This is a genomic window from Streptomyces sp. NBC_00726 (assembly GCF_045161735.1).
Taxonomy (GTDB): domain Bacteria; phylum Actinomycetota; class Actinomycetes; order Streptomycetales; family Streptomycetaceae; genus Streptomyces.
Genome location: NZ_CP108983.1, coordinates 4,112,759 through 4,130,521, shown reverse-complemented (window position 1 = coordinate 4,130,521; position 17,763 = coordinate 4,112,759). Strand labels below are relative to the sequence as shown.

Sequence of the window (17,763 nt, the reverse complement as noted above, 5' to 3'; positions counted from 1 at the left end):
AGTATCCCCGACACGCAGGTGAGGGGCGGTCCCGGGAACCCGGGACCGCCCCTCACCTGCGTCGTCGCGTTACTTCTTGCTGTAGTTCGGCGCTTCGACCGTCATCTGGATGTCGTGCGGGTGGCTCTCCTTGAGGCCCGCCGAGGTGATCCGCACGAAGCGGCCCTTGCTCTCCATCTCGTCCACGGTCGCGGCGCCCACGTAACCCATGGTCTGGCGGAGGCCGCCGACGAGCTGGTGCAGCACGTTGGCGAGGGGGCCGCGGTAGGGCACCTGGCCCTCGATGCCCTCGGGGACGAGCTTGTCGTCCGAGGCGACCTCGGCCTGGAAGTACCGGTCCTTGGAGTAGGAGCGGCCCTGGCCGCGGGACTGCATCGCGCCCAGCGAGCCCATGCCCCGGTACGACTTGAACTGCTTGCCGTTGATGAACATCAGCTCGCCCGGGGACTCCTCGCAGCCCGCGAGGAGCGAGCCCAGCATCACGCTGTCGGCACCGGCGGCGAGCGCCTTGCCGATGTCGCCCGAATACTGGAGGCCGCCGTCGCCGATGACCGGGACGCCCGCCGCGCGGGCGGCCAGCGCGGCCTCGTAGATCGCGGTGACCTGCGGGACGCCGATGCCGGCGACGACGCGGGTGGTGCAGATGGAGCCGGGGCCGACGCCGACCTTGACGCCGTCCACACCGGCGTCGATCAGGGCCTGGGCGCCGTCGCGGGTCGCCACGTTGCCGCCGATCACGTCGACGTTCACGGCGGACTTGATCTTGGCCATCCAGTTCAGCGCGTTGCTGTTGTGGCCGTGCGAGGTGTCCACGATGAGGAAGTCGACGCCCGCCTCGGCCAGCGCCTGGGCGCGGTCCAGCGCCTCGGGGCTGGCGCCCACGGCGGCGCCCACGAGCAGCCGGCCGTCGGCGTCCTTGGCCGCGTTCGGGTACTGCTCGGCCTTCTTGAAGTCCTTGACCGTGATGAGGCCCTTGAGGAGGCCCGCCTCGTCCACCAGCGGCAGCTTCTCGATCTTGTGGCGGCGCAGCAGCTCCATGGCGTCCACGCCGGAGATGCCGACCTTGCCGGTGACGAGCGGCATCGGTGTCATGACCTCGCGGACCTGGCGCGAGCGGTCCGACTCGAACGCCATGTCGCGGTTGGTGACGATGCCGAGCAGCTTGCCCGCCTGGTCGGTGACCGGGACACCGCTGATGCGGAACTTGGCGCAGAGCGCGTCCGCCTCGGCGAGCGTGGCGTCCGGGCCGACCGTGATCGGGTCGGTGACCATGCCGGACTCGGACCGCTTGACCAGGTCGACCTGGTTGACCTGGTCCTCGACCGAGAGATTGCGGTGCAGCACGCCGACGCCGCCCTGGCGGGCCATCGCGATGGCCATGCGGGCCTCGGTGACCTTGTCCATGGCGGCGGACAGCAGCGGGATGTTGACGCGGACGTTGCGCGAGATGAGCGTCGAGGTGTCGACCGCGTTGGGCAGCACTTCGGATGCGCCCGGCAGCAGCAGCACGTCGTCGTATGTCAGCCCGAGCGTCGCGAATTTCTCGGGCACTCCGTCGACGTTTGCAGTCATGACACCTTCCCCAAATGGCCTTGATCGGTGCGGATGTCCATGCTAACGGCCTCTGGAGGCGTCTCATTCCACGAGCAAGATCACCCGCAGGTTCTGTAGCTTTCTACGGCTGTGCTGTACGGCTCCGAGGCGCCCGGCCCTCCGTTCGGCGCACCCGCCCGCCCGGCTCACTGTTCGGCGAGGGCCCTGAGCCGGCTCAGCGCGCGGTGCTGGGCGACCCGGACGGCGCCCGGGGACATGCCGAGCATCTGGCCGGTCTCCTCGGCGGTCAGCCCGACGGCGACGCGCAGCACGAGCAGTTCGCGCTGGTTCTCCGGGAGGTTGGCCAGCAGCTTCTTGGCCCAGGCGGCGTCGCTGCTGAGCAGCGCGCGCTCCTCGGGCCCGAGCGAGTCGTCGGGGCGCTCCGGCATCTCGTCGGAGGGCACGGCGGTCGACCCGGGATGCCGCATCGCGGCGCGCTGGAGGTCGGCCACCTTGTGACCGGCGATGGCGAAGACGAAGGCTTCGAAGGGCCTGCCCGTGTCCTTGTAGCGCGGCAGCGCCATCAGGACGGCGACGCAGACCTCCTGCGCCAGGTCCTCCACGAAGTGGCGGGCGTCACCGGGCAGCCGGTTCAGCCGGGACCGGCAGTAGCGCAGGGCGAGCGGGTGGACGTGGGCGAGCAGGTCGTGCGTGGCCTGCGCATCGCCCTCGACGGCGCGGTGCACCAGGGCACCGATCGCCGTCGTCCCGTCGTCGCGCATCGAACCATGGTGCCCCGGCCCCGCTTCATCCGCGGCACCGCCTCCGTAGTTGTGCACCGAAGCGTTATGAGCGGGTGCGCCGGAAGTCATGTCCTGCGCCCTCCCCTTCCGCTCGACCGAATCGTTCCCGAGGAACTCCACGTCTCAAGGATGCGGCATCGGCCGGGAAGCGTCACATACCGCCGGATCGGCGGGGTACGGCTCGCGCCGCACCCCGTGGGCCCGGGCCCTCGGAGCCCGGGCCGATCGTCAGCGCACCAGGCCCCATCGGAAGCCCAGGGCCACCGCGTGGGCGCGGTCCGAGGCGCCGAGCTTCTTGAAGAGCCGCCGGGCGTGCGTCTTCACCGTGTCCTCGGAGAGGAACAGCTCGCGGCCGATCTCCGCGTTGGAGCGGCCGTGGCTCATCCCCTCCAGCACCTGGATCTCGCGCGCCGTGAGCGTGGGCGCCGCACCCATCTCGGCCGACCGCAGCCGGCGCGGGGCGAGCCGCCACGTCGGGTCGGCCAGCGCCTGGGTGACGGTCGCCCGGAGCTCGGCCCGGGAGGCGTCCTTGTGCAGATAGCCGCGGGCACCGGCGGCGACCGCGAGCGCGACGCCGTCCAGGTCCTCGGCGACGGTCAGCATGATGATCCGGGCGCCGGGGTCGGCGGAGAGCAGCCGGCGGACCGTCTCCACCCCCCCGAGCCCGGGCATGCGTACGTCCATGAGAATCAGATCCGAACGGTCGGCGCCCCAGCGGCGGAGGACTTCCTCGCCGTTGGCGGCCGTCGTCACCCGCTCGACGCCGGGCACGGTCGCGACCGCGCGACGGAGCGCTTCTCGGGCAAGCGGGGAGTCGTCGCAGACGAGGACGGAAGTCATGACCGCCCTCCGCAGCTGATGCGCGTCACCTTGAGCCTCCAGGCTGTTACAAGTCGTCACCTGTGCGGTTGACGCTCTCGGACATCTGCCCGATCGCTCTTTCTGCCAACCGCCTCCGCACTCTCAACGATGGTCACTCGAAAGAGTTACGGGTTGGAAGACCGAGTTCGGCACTCTACGTGAGTACGCGCTCACGGAGCAGAGCGCCACGGGTCGTCCAGCCGTCAACCGAAACTTTTGGCGGCTCCGTGCCCCATTTAGCGGGATTTCTTCCCTTTTAGTGGTGTCTGTGGCTAGATTCGCAATCAGTCATATTTACATCTACTAGCACCGTAGATGTACGGTCTTGTACGCGGTCATCGACGAGCACCCACCCACGACGAACACGACGTTTCCGACTCAGCACGGTTTCGAGGGGACAAGCAATGGCCGATTTCTCCCGACTTCCCGGACCCAACGCCGATCTGTGGGACTGGCAGCTGCTGGCGGCCTGCCGCGGCGTCGACAGCTCGCTCTTCTTCCATCCCGAGGGGGAACGCGGGGCGGCCCGGAGCGCGCGTGAGACCTCCGCGAAGGAGGTCTGCATGCGGTGCCCCGTACGGGCCGAGTGCGCGGCGCACGCGCTGGCCGTTCGTGAGCCCTACGGGGTGTGGGGCGGGCTCACCGAGGACGAGCGTGAGGAGTTGATGGGGCGGGCGCGCAATCGGCTGATCACCGCCGCGGCGCCGGCGTCTCCGCCGGGGCATGGGTGACCTTCGCTGCGCGTATCGGGGGGAGAAACGTTTCTGCACCCCACCCCGCCCCTTCCCGAAACCTGGGGCTCCGCCCCCGGACCCCCGCTCCTCAAGCGCCGGAGGGGCTGGATTTGGCGCCGGCGGGGCCGGAATTGCCCGCCGTCAGCGCCAGGTGGTCCAGGGTGGCCGCCACCGCCGGGACCCTTGCCAGGTCCGGCAGGGTCAGGGCGACGATCTCGCGTTCGATGGCCGGCTCCACCGTGAGGGTCCTGGCGCCTCGGGGGCGTACCGACTCGATGGCCAGGGCGGGCAGTACGGCGACCCCCAGGCCCGCGCCGACCAGGCCGATCACCGCCGGGTAGTCGTCGGTGGCGAAATCGATGCGCGGGGTGAAGCCGGACTCCTCGCACACCTCCACCAGCTGCCTGCGGCACCGGGGGCACCCGGCGATCCAGGACTCCCCGGCCAGCTCCGCGATGCCGGCCTCGTCCCGGTCCGCCAGCGCGTGCCCCTCGGGGACCAGGCCCGTGAGGCGGTCGGTGAGCAGGGGGCGGACCACCAGGTCGTCCCATTCGGCGTCCGGCTCCCCGTAGCGGAAGGCGAGGGCGATGTCGCAGTCACCGTCGCGCAGCATCTCGACCGACCGGGGCGGCTCGGCCTCCACGAGGGAGACCCGGGTGCCGGGGTGGGCGGCGCGCAGGGCGGCGAGGGCGCCGGGGACCAGCGAGGAGCTGCCGCTCGGGAACGAGACGAGCCGGACCCGGCCGGCCCGCAGTCCGGCGATCGCGGCGACCTCCTCCTCGGCGGCGGTGAGCCCGGCGAGGATGCCGGAGGCGTGCCGTACCAGCGTCTCGCCCGCCTGGGTCAGCCGCATCTCGCGGCCGGTCCGGATGAGCAGCGTGGTCCCCGCGGAGGACTCCAGGGCCTTCATCTGCTGGCTCACGGCGGGCTGGGTGCAGCCCAGCTCCCGGGCGGCGGCGGAGAAGGAGCCGGTGGTGGCGACGGCGCGCAGGACGCGGAGGTGGCGGGCTTCGATCACCCCTCCAGCATAAGTGACCCTTGGGGTGGGTGCGAGATATTCGCGCGCGACTTTGAGCCGGCCTTGGATACCGTTCCGGTATGACCGCGATGACAGTGCTGACCGTGAACGCGGGGCGTCCCACGGCGGCGTCCTACACCGACGCCCCCGGTGGCCGGACGGGGATCGACAAGCACCCCGTGGACGGGCCGGTACGGGTCTCGGACCCCGGTCCGAAGGGTGCGGGCGGCAGCGGTGTTGCCGGGGACGCGGTGTGCGATCTGCGCCACCACGGCGGCTCGGACAAGGCGGTGTACGCGTTCGCCCGCGAGGACCTGGACGCCTGGGAGCGGGAGCTGGGCCGGGCGCTGCCCAACGGCTCGTTCGGCGAGAACCTGACCACGGCCGGGCTGCGGGTCGGCGAGGCGCTGATCGGCGAGCGCTGGCGGATCGGCGGGGAGCTGGTGCTGGAGGTCGCGTCGGGCCGTATCCCGTGCCGCACGTTCCAGGGCCACCTGGGCGAGGCCCGCTGGGTCAGGCGGTTCACGCGGGCGGCGGCCCCCGGGGCGTATCTGCGGGTGATCACGCCGGGGTCCGTCCGGGCGGGCGACCCGGTCGAGATCGTGCACCGGCCGGACCACGAGGTGACCGTGGAGCTTCAGTTCCGGGCCGTCACCACCCGGCGGGACCTGCTGCCGCTGCTCCTCCCGGCCGGCGAGGCGCTGTCCCCGTCGACGCTGCGGAAGGCGCGCGCGTACGCGGCGGAGCTCACCGCCTCCTGAGGGCGCGGGAGCCCCCGGAGGCGCGGTTCCGGGATGCTCTAACGTGCCGCGTATGACGACTGCACTGATCACGGGTGCGACGGCGGGTATCGGTGCCGCCTTCGCCCGGCGGCTCGCCGCCGACGGGTACGACCTGGTCCTGGTGGCCCGGGACGCGGAGCGGCTGCGTGAGCAGGCAACGGAGCTGCACGACCGGCACGGCATCGAGGCGGAGGTGCTGCGGGCCGACCTGTCCGACGACAAGGGCATCCGCGCGGTCGAGGAGCGCCTCGGGGACGCCCGGCACCCGGTCGACCTGCTGGTCAACAACGCGGGCTTCGGCAACAAGGGACGCTATCTGGAGGTCCCGATGGCCGACGAGCTGTCGATGCTGAAGGTGCACTGCGAGGCGGTGCTGCGGCTGACCTCGGCGGCGGCGGCCCCGATGCGGGAGCGCGGCCGGGGCGGCATCGTCAACGTGGCCTCGGTCGCGGCGTTCGTCCCGCGCGGCACGTACGGCGCTTCGAAGGCGTGGGTCGTGCAGTTCAGCCAGGGTGCGGCGAAGGATCTGGCCGGGTCCGGGGTGCGGCTGATGGCGCTGTGCCCGGGCTTCGTGCGTACGGAGTTCCACGAGCGGGCCGGAATGGGCACGGGCAACATCCCGGGCTGGATGTGGCTCGACGCGGACAAGCTGGTGACGGCCGCGCTCGCGGACCTGGCGCGCGGGAAGTCCGTGTCGGTCCCGGACCCGCGCTACAAGGCGCTGATGGGCGCGGTGAAGCTGGCCCCGCGCGGCCTGCTCGGCGGGCTGACCTCGCGCACGGGCCGCAAGTACGGGCCGCAGTAAAGGGACCAGGGCTACTTCACGCCGCGGCCCGCGCAGGCACCGATGCTGGGGCGCCGGCTTCAGGTGGTTGCCGAAGTAGTCCTGGCCGTCGTTGTCCTCGACGGCCGCGCCGGCGGCGAGGGCCTGGGAGCCAGCGCCGAGCCGGAAGTCGTCCAGCAGCAGCGGGTCGGCGGTGATGCCGCCCGGGTTCGGGCGGGTCGTCGGGGCACCGTGGAACGCGTTGTGGTCGAAGGCCAAGCCGGGCGTCGGGCTGGTGAAGCCGTAGCCGCCGGTGCCCTCGCTCACGAAGAGGTTGTTGGTGATGTGCTGCTCGTGGACAGTGGTGGCCGGGCTGCTGTTGTCGTCCTGCACCAGGTACTTCGGCACGGTGTCCTTCTCGCTCGCGAAGGTGTCGTTGCAGACCCGCGTGTTGAGGGTGGGGCCCATCAGTTCTGGAGCAGCCGCTCGCCGTCGTTCCGGCTCACGTTGCAGCGGGCGACCGTGTCGACGGTCTTGGTGCCGCTGTAAGGGCAGACCAGCAGAAAGCCGCCCTTGTTGTCGTGGCTGTAGTTGTACATGGTCGGGGCTCCTTGGCTGTATCGGCTTCGGCTTCCTCGACCGACCATCCGACCATCCACGACCCGCAAGAACCGTTCCTATTCAGTGAGCAGGAGTGGGTCTTGGACCCATTCCTGCTCACTGCGGACATCCCGGACGGTTTTGGGTGTCCTGGTCGCCCGCGTTCTCGCCGCATCCGGCGACACGGATCGTGTCCGTGGTCCGGGAATGCGGAGGCGGGGTCCCTCACGCCCTGGGGCACCTGGTGCGGCCTGGACGGTCCGATGCCCGTGCACATCGCTCTGGTGCGCACGGGGCGGTGTCGTCCGACGCCGGATCGGGTGTCCGAGGGCGCGTCTCCCGATCGCGATACCGGCGGCATCGTGACGGGACATCTCCCGGTGCGGGGTGGTCAGTGGCTTCTGCCAGTGCTGGCCACCCCACATCGAGGTGTAGGCAGGGTCGACCGCGATGATCGCGAGACCGTGTTCGGCCGCCATGGAGACAAGGCGGGCCTTGAGCTTTCCGGTGGGCATACCGGAGATCAGCTGCCGGAAACGCTTCCTGCGCCCGTGCTTCTCCCGCGTCTTCTCCGCCCCGAAGTCCAGGTCCTCGATCGCGATCGCGGTGACACCGGTCCGGCGGGCCCAGTGCAGCAGGCGGGTGAGGGCGTGGCGGACCTGCGCATCACGGTGCGCAGCCGTTCCGGACAGGTCGTAGCCGAAGCGGCGGGGGTTGCCGACCGGGTTGCCGTGGGGGTCGAGGCGGTAGGCGGCGAAGTGGTCGGCGTTGGTATCCACCCCGATCACACCACCGGCCCTCGCAGCTTCCAACGGAACGGTCTGCACGGCAGGGCGTTGCCAGGACGCGGTCAGATACCAGCGGTCCCGGCCGGTGTCGTAATGGATGCGGTAGGCCACAGCACGGTTCGCCTCGATGCGGTCGGCCCACTCCGCCCCTCGGTGCGCGAACCGGACCGTGGGGGTGAGGGTGTAGCGGCCATGTGCGCTGTTGGCCAGGTGGGCCAAGGGGGCGGGGAGCTTGATGCTGACCTGCCCCTCCGGGGTGACGCGGATCGTCTCGTTCCCGTACCGCTTCCCCGACTCACCATCCGCCGCCAGAAACCACCGCTCCGCCTCCCACCGCTGACGCCACTCACCCTCGCTCAGCCCGGCCTCGGCCAGATGATGGCGGGTGTTCAGCAGGCGCTTCCCGCCACGCACCACCCGCACCCGCCCCGACCTCCAATCCGCGACAGCAGCCGCGAGCCGGTCCTCCAATGCCTTCAGACGACGCGACTTGTGGAACCACTCGCTCTTGGACCGGTATCCACCTGCCCCGCGCTTCGTGCCCCTGGTCCCGACCGGGAGCGACAGGCGGTGCTCGAGCGTCTTGATCCCGGCCTCAAGGGTGCGGATGTGCGCGGCCAAGCACCGCCGGGCCAGCGCCCACTGATCATGCGACGCTTTCGTGATCGCCCCCGCGATCCGCGACGACGACACCCCCGTCAACCCACGCTTACGTACAGCCCACGACTCCGCGCTGTGCTCCAGACCATCTGCACACCGTGCCTTCAGATCCTGCGACGCGAGTCGCCCCTGGTGCGCACCGACAGCCCGCAGGAGCTGCTCATCCTGTTTGGTGAGGTGCTTGAGACGGTCCCGCACCGCCACACCGGACGGCCCAGGCACCACGAACGACGCCGCCAACTCCTTTACGTCTCCCACCGCCACACCCCCAACCGGTTCATCACGTCACCCGGCGCAACGAGCAACCACCCACAAGGTCACCCATTCGACTCCAGAGACTGCGTTCCCCAACCCCCACCCACCACCACGCCACCTGGGCGCTACAACTCGCTTATGCGCACTCAGCCCACACAAGTTCAGAAGCCCAGGCCGTCGGTCCTGCTCGCCATGGGCCCGGACATCTGCGAGCGCCTCTTCGCGCCCCGCCACCGCGACCGGCTCGCCGCCCTCGCCCGTACGGACCCGGCCCTCGTCGCCCACGACCTGGCCGCCCCGGACCCGCGCGTCGCCGCCGCCCTCGCCGAGGCGGAGGTCCTGTTCACCTGCTGGGGCGCCACCCCGCTCACCCCCCAAGTCCTGGCCGCCGCGCCCCGCCTGAAGGCGGTCGTCCACGCGGCCGGTTCCGTCAAGCACCACATCACCGACGCCTGCTGGGAGCGCGGCCTCGCCGTCTCCTCGGCGGCCGGGGCCAACGCGCTGCCGGTGGCCGAATACACCCTGGCCACGATCCTGCTGGCCAACAAGCGCGTCCCGCACTCCGCCCACGTCTACCGCGAGCTCCGCGCCGACCACGACTGGCGCGCCGAGCTGGACGGCGCCGGCAACTACCGCCGCACGGTGGGCGTCGTCGGCGCCTCCCGCATCGGCCGCCGCGTCATCGAGCTGCTGCGCCCCTTCGACCTGACGGTCCTGCTGTACGACCCCTTCGTCACCGCGGAGGAGGCGGCCCGCCTCGGCGCCGAACCGGCCGCCCTGGACGAGCTGTGCACCCGCGCCGACGTCGTCTCCGTGCACGCCCCCCAGCTCCCCGAGACCCACCACATGATCGGCGCCCGCGAGCTGGCCCTGATGCGGACCGGCTCCACGCTGATCAACACGGCCCGGGGCTCCCTGATCGACGAGGCGGCTCTCCTGCGCGAACTGGTCCCGGGCCGCCTGCACGCCGTACTCGACGTGACGGACCCCGAACTCCCGCCGTCCGACTCCCCGTTGTACGACCTCCCGAACGTCCTCCTCACCCCGCACGTGGCCGGCTCCCTCGGCAACGAACTGCACCGGATGACCGACCACGCCCTGGACGAGCTGGAACGCTACGCCCGGGGACGGCCGTTCGCGGAGCCGGTGCTTCCGGCGGCACTGGACCGGTCGGCGTGATGTACGGGGGTGGCGCGGAGATCGAGGAGCTGCCGCGTATGCCCGGGTACGTGGTCCTCGGCGAGGCCGTCCACGAGGCTCGCCAGCGGCATCGGCCGGTCCAGCACGACGGCGTCCCGCGACAGGAGCAGCGTCGGCACCGGCACCGAGGCGGCCTCCTCGCCGAGCCGGTCGGCGATGTCGCACAGGACGCCGGCCTGGCTCCGGACGTGGTCGATCAGATCCGCCCGGCCCGCGTGCTCCCTGATGATCCGGCCGAGATTCCAGGGGTCGAGGGAGACCCGGTTGTCGAAGGCGGGCCGTGATCCGGCGACGACGGCCAGGGCGACCGCCGCGAGCGAGGCGTCGACACTGAGGAGATGGGCCAGGATCTCGTCGGCGTTCCACCCTCCGTCGTCGGCGTCACCGAGGCCGGGGAGGGCCGCCGCTTCGAGCAGCTTGTCGTAGGCGGTGCGCAGTGCCGTGGTGTCCATGGCGTGCTTCCTTCACTTCTGTTCCGCCGCCTCGGCGACGCGCTTGATGCGGGCCAGCCGCCGGTCCCAGGAGGCCGCGAGCGAGGCCATCCACCGCGCCGTCGCGTCGAGCGCCGCGGGCCGCACCGCGTAGCGCACCTCGCGTCCGACCCGGCCGCCGGAAACCAGCCCGGCGGCCTCCAGGACGGCGAGGTGCTTGACCACCGCCTGCCGCGAGACGGGAAGCGGTCCGGCGAGCGTCGTGGCCGTGGCCTCGCCCTGCTCGGCGAGCAGATCGAGCAGCCGGCGCCGCGTCGGGTCGGCCAGTGCGGCGAGGACACCGTCGACGGCCTCGGGACGTTCCTCCGTCACGCGGCGGGCTGTTCGGCGCGGCTCTTGAGCGCGTCCAGCTCCAGGGGCCAGCCTCCGGCGTGGTCCTTCAGATTCTGACCGCGCACCTCCTCGGACGCGGCCAGCGCCGCGAACCCGCTCTCGACCACCCGCAGCCGCGTCTGCTCGCCCTCCCGGGTCAACGTGAACTCCACCAGGGTGCTGTTGGCCTCCCGCAGCTCCTCCCCGGGGAACGCGCTGGTCCACCGGTACGCCAGATACGTGGGCGGCTCCACCTTCTCCACCCGCACCGGAAAGTCGCCGTGCTCGGTATTCCTCGCCGTCATCAACGCCCCCTCCTCGGCCACGGTCCCGGGCAGACTCGCCTTGTCGGCCACCCAGAACCCGGGCTGAGCCACCAGCGCCCAGACCCGCTCCGGGGGCGCCGCGATCAAGGTCTCGCTTTCGATCCGGTCCTCGCTCATGAGGGCTCCTTCGTCGTCACCATCGAATGCAACTCCAGGGTTGCACTTCAACCACCCAGACGCAACCCGAGGGTTGCACCCTGCCGCAGCAGGAAGGCCCTGCCCCCTCCCGGGGTGCCGGGCCTTCCTGCGCTTGGTGGCTGCTCAGGCACCTACGGCCGAGAATCCGCCGTCCACGTGCAGCACCTGTCCGGTGATCGCGCGGGAGTCGTCACCGAGGAGGAAGGCGACGGTGTCGGCGACCGGTGCGGCGTCCGAGGTGTCCCAGCCCAGCGGGGCGCGCTGCGGCCATGCCTCCGCGAGGGATTCGAAGCCGGGGATGGACTTGCCGGCCATGGTGGTGATCGGGCCGGAGTCGACCGCGTTGACGCGGATACCCTTCACTCCGAGATCGCGCGCCAGGTACCGGTTGGTCGACTCCAGGGCCGCCTTGACCGGACCCATCCAGTCGTAGACCGGCCATGCCACGGTCGCATTGAAGGTGAGGCTGACGACCGAGGCGCGCTCGGCCTGCTCCAGCAGCGGCAGCACGTGCGCGGTAAGGCTCTTCAGGCTGAACGCCGAGACGCTCATGGCGGTGGCCACCGACTCGAACGGTGTGTTCAGGAAGTTGCCGCCGAGGGCATCGGCCGGAGCGAACGCGACCGCGTGGACCACCCCGTCAAGGTGGTCCCAGTGCTTGCCGATGTTCCGGGCCAGCTCAGCGAGATCCTCGTCGTTGGTGATGTCGGCTTCCAAGCAGTCGACCGGTGGCTTCGGCAGGCGGGTCACGATCCGCTTCATGATGCTGCTGGGACGGCCCGGGGCGTTCGCCACGATGACGTCGCCGCCGCGGTCCATGACGGATTTCGCGATCTGGAAGCCCATCGAGGGTTCGGTGAGGACACCGAAGACCAGGACCTTCTTACCGTCGAGAGTCATGCCCATCCTTCTTTTGTCGGGTCCATACGGCACAGATGCCGTCCTGGTAGTGGCCGTAGAAGTTGTGCAGGGAGGTTTCCATCCCCCAACTCTGTAGAGTTTTCTCGTCAAGAGCTGAAACATGGGTGGGGTCCTGCGCAAAGACGTCGACCACGTTTTTGTTGGGTGTGGTCAGGACGAAGCCCTCGACCGCCCATTCCATGAGCCGCTCGACCAGCGAGCGCGGGTCATTCAGGTGCTCGATGACCTCCAATGCCGCGTACCAGTGGTACGGACGCGGCGGCTGCCAGGTGAGGAGATCGAAGGTGCCGTCGATCCAGACGTCGGCCGGTACGTAGCGGCCCCGGAAGCCGTACGAACTGCGTAAAACGTAGTCCAGCTCGGTGTAACCGGCGCCCAGGTCGATCAGGACGTGCTCGTCCGACAGACCTCGGGCGCGCATCCGGTCGCCGGCGGCCTGGAAGCGGGAGGCCCGCTCGTGGTGCAGGCTCTTATGGCCGCGCAGATAGTCCTCCGCCATCTCGATGCGGCTCGACGGGGATGCCGCGAGCGCGTCGTTCACGGCCCGGGTGAGATCGCCGACCATACGCACCCGGGCCGTCACCTCGTCCGGGATGATCACGTGGCACCGGTTCTGAAGAATCGTGATGATCTCCTGAAGAGCGAGGCTGTCGATGTCCAGCTCGGTGAACAGACCTACGGTCCGAGCCGCGCACGCGGACGTGGGCTTCTCGGCAACGAGCGCCAGCGTCTCGGTGACGATGTGGTCGATCACCGCGCGACCTCCTCGCGGAAGAGGCTGTCTGCCGAAAAGATGGGCAGCCTGGGCAGACCGACGCGCTCACCGGTGATGCCCTCAACCTTGTCGATGAGCATCGTGCACGAGCCACAGAAGCTGCCACACGTCATCGCATCCGTGGTCGACTTGGGCACGATCGACCCGACGCCGGCCAGGCCACTACCCTCGCGCACCGTGCGTACATAGCCGGTCGCGTTCACCCGGTCGAGGATCGTGCGGAAGCTCTCTTCCAGCAGGTTCCCGAACCTGAGCTTCTCGGGGACGTTGAACGCGGCGCACGAGTAGAGGTCCCCGCTGACCTTCATCAGGGCGTGCGGTAGGACGTACGTCCCTACCGTGGGAGCGAAACAGTCGTAGCAGTTCCTCATCCACCGGGTAACGCTGGTGCTGCCCGGCCGGTGAATCTCCGCCTGGTTGCTCAGCCGGTCATTCTCCAGGTACACACGCATCGTGCTGTGGACCCGGTCGTGCGGAAAGTCGCCGTACGCTTCCTGGTAGACGTCCAAGAGCTGGAAGAGCTGCTGGTGCTCGCGCTGCGAGGGGTCGTCCAGGCTGGACAGCGCAATGTTCAGCTCACGATCGCTGAACTGTGTCACGACGTAGTGGATGATCCGGGCGACACGGTCGAGCGGAGTGGTCTGCTCTCCGACAGAGAGCATGATCACCGGCACGAAGACCCGGTTGTCGAGCAGACCGGCCTCCACGAGCTGGTCGAAGCGACGGCGGGTCGTTTCCTCGCCACCCCAGATGCCGTTCGTGGTGAGCTTGCCCAGGTCGACCCGCCCTCGGGCGCGCTTCATGAAGTACAGGAGCGCTTCCATTTGAGTGAAGGGCTCGCCGCCGGTGACGGCGTACGAGGGGAGCGAGACGTCGGTGAACTGGTTCACCAGATGGTCGAGCTGCTCTCGCGTGAGGGTGACTCCATCACTGAGCGGTTTGGCACCCATGCCGCACGAAGGACAGGAGTCATTGCACCCGTCTGTGATCTCGAACTCGACACGCAGCGGGTTGTACGGAAGGTCGGCCGCCAGGCCCGCTCCCTGCCAGCCTGCGCGGATCATCTCGAACGGGTTGGGGACGGCTACCGCGTACTTCCCCGTGTAGGGAACGACTGCGGCGCCACCCTCGATGTAGGTGAACTGACCTTCTTTGATCACGACTTACCACCTCGGTTTCCGGAAGACGTTGCACCGGCGCTTTGCTCAGCGCACGGTGAATCTGGGAGTAAGCCCGTCGTCGGGCCCGGCGTACTCGATGCGCCGGCCTCGGCCCGGCACGGGCACCGGGGCGGGCACCGGGGCGGGTGATGCGTGACCAGGAGGATTGCCTCATGCCGATACCTCCGGCAGGAAGCGGACGCACTTTCCACCCCGATCGTCCTGAACCACTCGGTACCCAGGGGCGAGCAACTCCAGAAGATCGAGCCCTCGGCCCCCCTCGGACTCCAGGCCGTGTTCCCGCTTGTGCGGCAACTCGCTTCCGGCATCCCACACTTCGACCCAGCCGTCCCCGCAGACCACCACCGTGTAGTCCGCACCCTGGCCATGCATGACGGCGTTGGTGACGACCTCGGAGACGAGGAGTCGGTACGTGTCTAACAACTCTCCGGCAATGCCGAAGGTCTCGCAGACCTTGGTCGCCCAACTGCGGGCTTCAAAAACGGAGTCGGGCTCTGAGGTAAAGGTCTTCACCTCAGAGGCCCGGCCGGACAAATCCGCGATCGCGGGCATGGCAGCCTCCAGCACGCGGCTGCGACCAGCCGCACAACTCGTCACACACCGCCACGTTGTCCGTCCGGTGCGTAATGACGAGTGTGGTGCGTACGCAACTGCGTACGCAACCCCGTTGCCGGAAGTACCCCCGGAAGTGCTGTCCGAGAGGGGGCGCGCGATACGCTCTCGCCAAGGGACGGCCGGAGAGGGGAGGGCGATCCATGGCGCTCAATCCAGTCGCCAACTCAGCGCGGCAGCGCTTCGGGGAGGCGCTGAAGGAGGTCCGCCTCGCCGCCCGGCACGACGGAGAGCCGGTGCAGCAGCTCGACCTGGCTCGCGCGCTGGGCCTGAAGTCGTACCATCGCGTCTCGCGTATGGAGCGCGGGGAGACCTGGCCCAAAGACAAGGAGTGGGCCACCATCTGCACGTTTCTCCAGATGGACGACGTCACACGTGTCCGCCTGGAGACCATGCGCTCCGAGGGCCTGGCCCTCGTCCAGAGCGCTTGGTGGAATGCCCCCGAGTTTGCCGACGACACCGACGCCAGTCTTCTGGTCTTCGTCACCAACGAGCAGATCGCAAGCCGGATCACCACCTGCGCCGGCAGCATCATCCCCGGGCTCTTCCAGACCTGGGACTACGGGCGCACCGTCACGAGCTACCTGGGCAAGTCCACGATGTCCACGGCCGCCATCGAACGCTCGGTCAAGTTCAGGCAGATGCGCCGAAAGCTGTTCGAGCGGCCTACCCCGCCGACGATCGAAGCCATCATCGGTGAAGCCACCCTGCACCAACGTGTGGGCGGGGCCGAGGTGATGGGCCGCCAGCTCGACGCCCTCGTGGCCGATGTCCACGAACGCTCCGTTACCGTGCGCGTGGTCCCCTTCGAAGCGAACGCGGCACTGGCATACCCGCTCCACCTGCTGGAGTTCGGGGAGAACGAAAGGCCGGTCGCCGCGTTCGATGCCATGACGGGCATGATCATGAAGGACACCCCCAAGGAAGTCCGGGGGTTGCGTGACTTCATCGGGGACCTGAAAGACCTCTCGTTGAGCCCGGATGAGTCCGTAGAGCGAATCGAAAAGATCAGAAGAGAGCTATCCCGTGACTGACGAAGCTCGTAACGCCAAGCTGAAGGTGCTCCAGGAGCTGGACGCCATCCCCGATGACCACCTCTCCTTCGAGAAGTCGGAGGCATCCACCGGCGGGTCCGGGGACTGCCTCGAAGTGGCGAAGGTTCCGGGCAAGGGGTACGTGCTCCGGCACTCCATCCTCAAGAACCGGCGCATTCCACTGACGGAGTCCGAGTACGCCGCATACGTAGCAGGCGTGCGAGCGGGGCAGCCCGGCCTGATGCCCGGCCTGTAGCCGCCGCGCAGCCCAACGCGAAAGGCCCGGCCCCCGCAGGGGACCGGGCCTTCGTGGCTGAACGCTAGTGCGAGTGGCCGTGGCCGTGGCCCGCGGCCTCCGGCTCCTCCTCGGCCGGCTTCTCGACGACCAGGGTCTCGGTCGTGAGCAGCAGCGAGGCGATGGAGGCGGCGTTCTCCAGGGCGGAGCGGGTGACCTTGACCGGGTCGATGACGCCGGCCTTGACCAGGTCGCCGTACTCGCCGGTGGCGGCGTTGAAGCCCTGGCCCTTGTCGAGCTCGGCGACCTTGGAGGTGATGACGTAGCCCTCAAGGCCGGCGTTCTCGGCGATCCAGCGCAGCGGCTCGACGGCGGCGCGGCGGACGACCGCGACGCCGGTGGCCTCGTCGCCGGTCTTGTCGAGGTTGCCCTCAAGGACCTTGACGGCGTGGACGATGGCGGAGCCACCACCGGAGACGATGCCCTCCTCGACCGCGGCGCGGGTCGCGGAGATGGCGTCCTCCAGACGGTGCTTCTTCTCCTTGAGCTCGACCTCGGTGGCGGCACCGACGCGGATCACGCAGACCCCGCCGGCCAGCTTCGCCAGGCGCTCCTGGAGCTTCTCGCGGTCCCAGTCGGAGTCCGTGGCGTCGATCTCGGCCTTGATCTGGTTGACGCGGCCGGCGACCTCGTCGGACTTGCCGCCACCGTCGACGATGGTGGTGTCGTCCTTGGTGACGGTCACGCGGCGGGCGGTGCCCAGCACGTCCAGACCGGCCTGGTCGAGCTTGAGGCCGACCTCCTCGGCGATGACGGTCGCACCGGTGAGGGTGGCGATGTCGCCGAGCATGGCCTTGCGGCGGTCGCCGAAGCCGGGCGCCTTGACGGCGACGGCGTTGAACGTGCCGCGGATCTTGTTGACGACCAGGGTCGACAGGGCCTCGCCCTCGACGTCCTCGGCGATGATCAGGAGCGGCTTGGAGCCACCGGCCTGGATGACCTTCTCCAGGAGCGGCAGCAGCTCCTGGATCGAGCCGATCTTGCCCTGGTGGATCAGGATGTACGGGTCGTCCAGGACGGCCTCCATACGCTCCTGGTCGGTCACCATGTACGGGGACAGGTAGCCCTTGTCGAAGGCCATGCCCTCGGTGAAGTCGAGGTCCAGACCGAAGGTGTTGGACTCCTCGACGGTGATGACACCGTCCTTGCCGACCTTGTCCATCGCGTCCGCGATGAGCTCGCCGACCTGCGGGTCCTGCGCGGAGAGCGCGGCGACGGCGGCGATGTCGGACTTGTCGTCGATCGGGCGGGCGGTCGCGAGGAGCTCCTCGGACACGGCCTTGACCGCGGCGTCGATGCCCTTCTTCAGGGCGGCCGGGGAGGCGCCGGCGGCGACGTTGCGCAGACCCTCGCGGACGAGCGCCTGGGCCAGGACGGTGGCGGTGGTGGTGCCGTCACCCGCGACGTCGTTGGTCTTGGTGGCCACCTCCTTCACCAGCTGGGCACCGAGGTTCTCGTACGGGTCGTCCAGCTCGACCTCGCGCGCGATGGTGACACCGTCGTTGGTGATGGTGGGGGCGCCGAACTTCTTGTCGATGACGACGTTGCGGCCCTTGGGGCCGATCGTCACCTTGACCGTGTCGGCAAGCTTGTTGACGCCGCGCTCAAGGGCGCGACGGGCGTCCTCGTCGAACTTCAGGATCTTCGCCATGGAGCTGAACTGTTCCTCTCAAAAACAAGA

Annotated in this window: 20 protein-coding genes; 6 read left to right on the top strand and 14 right to left on the bottom strand. The window is 69.4% G+C overall.

Going from position 1 to position 17,763, the window contains the following annotated elements; genetic code table 11:
- Positions 1–69: 69 nt before the first annotated feature.
- From guaB to OG338_RS18635, 3 genes are all read right to left on the bottom strand, one after another.
- Positions 70–1,572 (bottom strand): IMP dehydrogenase, encoded by a 1,503-nt coding sequence (guaB, locus tag OG338_RS18645; RefSeq protein ID WP_405938384.1) that lies wholly within the window; start codon positions 1,570–1,572, stop codon positions 70–72.
- Between the two features lie 167 nt (positions 1,573–1,739).
- Entirely contained in the window at positions 1,740–2,315 is a 576-nt protein-coding gene (locus OG338_RS18640; RefSeq protein ID WP_132904942.1) for a sigma-70 family RNA polymerase sigma factor, read from the bottom strand.
- A gap of 249 nt (positions 2,316–2,564) precedes the next feature.
- Positions 2,565–3,176 (bottom strand): response regulator transcription factor, encoded by a 612-nt coding sequence (locus tag OG338_RS18635; protein WP_003948568.1) that lies wholly within the window; start codon positions 3,174–3,176, stop codon positions 2,565–2,567.
- 425 nt (positions 3,177–3,601) lie between these two features.
- Between OG338_RS18635 and OG338_RS18630 the strand changes: the two genes are divergently transcribed.
- Positions 3,602–3,928 carry a WhiB family transcriptional regulator gene (locus OG338_RS18630; protein ID WP_018101161.1) on the top strand — a complete coding sequence of 109 codons (327 nt, stop codon included), beginning with the start codon at positions 3,602–3,604 and terminating at the stop codon, positions 3,926–3,928.
- A gap of 91 nt (positions 3,929–4,019) precedes the next feature.
- On the opposite strand, the gene OG338_RS18625 is transcribed toward OG338_RS18630, so the two are convergent.
- Positions 4,020–4,949, bottom strand: a complete 930-nt coding sequence (locus tag OG338_RS18625) for a LysR family transcriptional regulator (RefSeq protein ID WP_405938383.1) — start codon at positions 4,947–4,949, stop codon at positions 4,020–4,022.
- Positions 4,950–5,038: 89 nt separating this feature from the next.
- Here OG338_RS18625 and OG338_RS18620 point away from each other — a divergent pair, with 89 nt between their 5' ends.
- Together OG338_RS18620 and OG338_RS18615 are read left to right on the top strand one after the other, a co-directional pair.
- Positions 5,039–5,710 carry an MOSC domain-containing protein gene (locus OG338_RS18620; RefSeq protein ID WP_405940463.1) on the top strand — a complete coding sequence of 224 codons (672 nt, stop codon included), beginning with the start codon at positions 5,039–5,041 and terminating at the stop codon, positions 5,708–5,710.
- Between the two features lie 52 nt (positions 5,711–5,762).
- On the top strand, positions 5,763–6,536 hold the full coding sequence (locus OG338_RS18615; RefSeq protein WP_405938382.1) for an SDR family NAD(P)-dependent oxidoreductase: 774 nt from the start codon (positions 5,763–5,765) through the stop codon (positions 6,534–6,536).
- A gap of 425 nt (positions 6,537–6,961) precedes the next feature.
- On the opposite strand, the gene OG338_RS18610 is transcribed toward OG338_RS18615, so the two are convergent.
- On the bottom strand, positions 6,962–7,093 hold the full coding sequence (locus OG338_RS18610; protein ID WP_405938381.1) for a hypothetical protein: 132 nt from the start codon (positions 7,091–7,093) through the stop codon (positions 6,962–6,964).
- Positions 7,094–7,171: 78 nt separating this feature from the next.
- Positions 7,172–8,806, bottom strand: a complete 1,635-nt coding sequence (locus OG338_RS18605; protein WP_405938380.1) for an IS200/IS605 family accessory protein TnpB-related protein — start codon at positions 8,804–8,806, stop codon at positions 7,172–7,174.
- Between the two features lie 129 nt (positions 8,807–8,935).
- Between OG338_RS18605 and OG338_RS18600 the strand changes: the two genes are divergently transcribed.
- The gene (locus OG338_RS18600; protein WP_405938379.1) at positions 8,936–9,976 is read left to right on the top strand and encodes a hydroxyacid dehydrogenase; all 1,041 of its coding nucleotides are present in this window, start codon (positions 8,936–8,938) and stop codon (positions 9,974–9,976) included.
- Here OG338_RS18600 and OG338_RS18595 read toward each other — a convergent pair.
- The 7 genes from OG338_RS18595 to OG338_RS18565 form a co-directional block, all read right to left on the bottom strand.
- On the bottom strand, positions 9,913–10,449 hold the full coding sequence (locus OG338_RS18595) for a hypothetical protein (RefSeq protein WP_405938378.1): 537 nt from the start codon (positions 10,447–10,449) through the stop codon (positions 9,913–9,915). The two genes, OG338_RS18600 and OG338_RS18595, sit on opposite strands and share 64 nt — an antisense overlap.
- Before the next feature lie 12 nt (positions 10,450–10,461).
- Complete coding sequence (locus OG338_RS18590) at positions 10,462–10,800, bottom strand: ArsR/SmtB family transcription factor (protein WP_405938377.1); 339 nt, start codon at positions 10,798–10,800, stop codon at positions 10,462–10,464.
- Positions 10,797–11,243, bottom strand: coding sequence for an SRPBCC domain-containing protein (locus OG338_RS18585; protein ID WP_405938376.1), 447 nt, complete (start codon positions 11,241–11,243; stop codon positions 10,797–10,799). The genes OG338_RS18590 and OG338_RS18585 overlap by 4 nt, the downstream gene beginning before the upstream one ends.
- A gap of 144 nt (positions 11,244–11,387) precedes the next feature.
- Positions 11,388–12,170, bottom strand: coding sequence for an enoyl-ACP reductase FabI (fabI, locus tag OG338_RS18580; RefSeq protein ID WP_405938375.1), 783 nt, complete (start codon positions 12,168–12,170; stop codon positions 11,388–11,390).
- Positions 12,148–12,939 (bottom strand): hypothetical protein, encoded by a 792-nt coding sequence (locus OG338_RS18575; protein ID WP_405938374.1) that lies wholly within the window; start codon positions 12,937–12,939, stop codon positions 12,148–12,150. Before OG338_RS18575 ends, fabI begins: the two co-directional genes overlap by 23 nt.
- Positions 12,936–14,120 (bottom strand): 4Fe-4S cluster-binding domain-containing protein, encoded by a 1,185-nt coding sequence (locus OG338_RS18570; protein ID WP_405938373.1) that lies wholly within the window; start codon positions 14,118–14,120, stop codon positions 12,936–12,938. Before OG338_RS18570 ends, OG338_RS18575 begins: the two co-directional genes overlap by 4 nt.
- A 171-nt stretch (positions 14,121–14,291) precedes the next feature.
- Complete coding sequence (locus tag OG338_RS18565) at positions 14,292–14,693, bottom strand: ATP-binding protein (protein WP_405938372.1); 402 nt, start codon at positions 14,691–14,693, stop codon at positions 14,292–14,294.
- A gap of 203 nt (positions 14,694–14,896) precedes the next feature.
- Here OG338_RS18565 and OG338_RS18560 point away from each other — a divergent pair, with 203 nt between their 5' ends.
- The gene (locus tag OG338_RS18560; protein WP_405938371.1) at positions 14,897–15,787 is read left to right on the top strand and encodes a helix-turn-helix domain-containing protein; all 891 of its coding nucleotides are present in this window, start codon (positions 14,897–14,899) and stop codon (positions 15,785–15,787) included.
- Positions 15,780–16,043, top strand: a complete 264-nt coding sequence (locus OG338_RS18555) for a DUF397 domain-containing protein (protein ID WP_405938370.1) — start codon at positions 15,780–15,782, stop codon at positions 16,041–16,043. Before OG338_RS18560 ends, OG338_RS18555 begins: the two co-directional genes overlap by 8 nt.
- Positions 16,044–16,107: 64 nt before the next feature.
- On the opposite strand, the gene groL is transcribed toward OG338_RS18555, so the two are convergent.
- Entirely contained in the window at positions 16,108–17,733 is a 1,626-nt protein-coding gene (groL, locus tag OG338_RS18550) for a chaperonin GroEL (protein WP_405938369.1), read from the bottom strand.
- Positions 17,734–17,763 lie beyond the last annotated feature (30 nt).